General features: G+C 49.4%; 1 protein-coding gene. It reads left to right on the forward strand.

Going from position 1 to position 1,262, the window contains the following annotated elements:
* The first annotated feature begins 60 nt into the window (after window positions 1–60).
* Window positions 61–1,229, forward strand: a protein-coding gene (locus tag ACO0LF_RS31275) for an IS3 family transposase (protein ID WP_423021288.1) whose coding sequence is annotated in 2 segments (ribosomal slippage) — window positions 61–316 and window positions 316–1,229 — 1,170 coding nt in all. Because the reading frame shifts where the segments join, the coding sequence is not laid out codon by codon here.
* The last annotated feature ends 33 nt before the right edge of the window (window positions 1,230–1,262 follow it).

Genomic DNA, 1,262 nt, shown 5'->3' on the forward strand with positions numbered 1-1,262 from the left:
TGATGTATCCTGGCTTTTTCGGACATTCCTGTTTGTTAAAATAAACGATCAGGAGAAATAATGAAACAGAAAAAAAGATATACCCCGGAACTGCGGGAAGAAGCGGTGAAACTTGTATTGGCGCAAGGGTTGACACTAGAGGAAGCCGCATCTCGTATTGCCATTCCGAAAGGGACTTTGGTTGGTTGGGTGAACGCGGCTAAGAGTGGTCAGCCCCAGAAGACAGCCCCAGGAAGCCGTACTGTGCCGGAACTCGAAGCGGAAGTCGCCAAGCTGCGCAAGGAATTGGCCCAGGCCAAGATGGAGCGCGACATCGTAAAAAAGGCGGCAGCGTACTTTGCGCAGGAGTCGCTGCCAAATACGCGTTCATGAAGACCATGCGACTCGACTATCCAATTGCCAGCTTGTGTCGGAGTTTTGGGGTTTCCCGTAGCGGTTTCTATGCTTGGCTAAACAGCATTCCATCGAAACGTGCCGAGTCAGATGAACGTCTCAAGGTGGCCATTGCGGCCGTCCATAAGCAAAGCCGGGAGACTTATGGCCCACTGCGTATGCAACCAGAGTTGGCAGCGCAAGGGTTTAAAGCTGGCCGTGACCGCATTATCCGGTTGCGCCAAATATTGGCCTTACGTTGCAAACAGAAGCAGAAATTTAAGGCGACAACCAACTCGAATCACCAGCTTCCTGTAGCAGAAAACTTGTTGAACCAGACATTTGCCCCAAGCAGCCCAAATGAAGTATGGGTGACCGATATCACCTATATCAGCACTGGAGAAGGATGGCTTTATCTGGCAGGAATCAAGGATATCTATACCTGCGAGATTGTCGGCTATGCCATAGGAGAACGTATGACACAAGCCTTGACAGCAAAAGCATTGTGGAAGGCTGTCGGCAATAAACGACCACCGCCTGGTCTGATTCATCACTCAGACCGTGGTAGCCAATACTGCGCACTGAGTTACAGGGAGTTGCTGGAGCAATTTGGCATGAAGACATCCATGTCACGCAAAGGAAACTGCTATGACAATGCACCTATGGAGAGTTTCTGGGGAAGTCTGAAAAATGAACTGATACATCATCAGCGCTATGCAACACGTGCTGATGCACAGGCGGCTATTCAGGAATACATTGAAAGCTTTTATAACCGTCAGCGACGTCACTCGCGTCTTGGCAATATATCGCCTGCTTTGTTTGCTGAAAATTTTAATCGGCAGTCACTGGCAGCTTAGAACATGAGTGTCCGCTATTGACAGTACACCTCA

It is taken from the genome of Undibacterium sp. Di27W (assembly GCF_049340345.1).
In the GTDB taxonomy this organism is placed as follows: domain Bacteria; phylum Pseudomonadota; class Gammaproteobacteria; order Burkholderiales; family Burkholderiaceae_D; genus Undibacterium.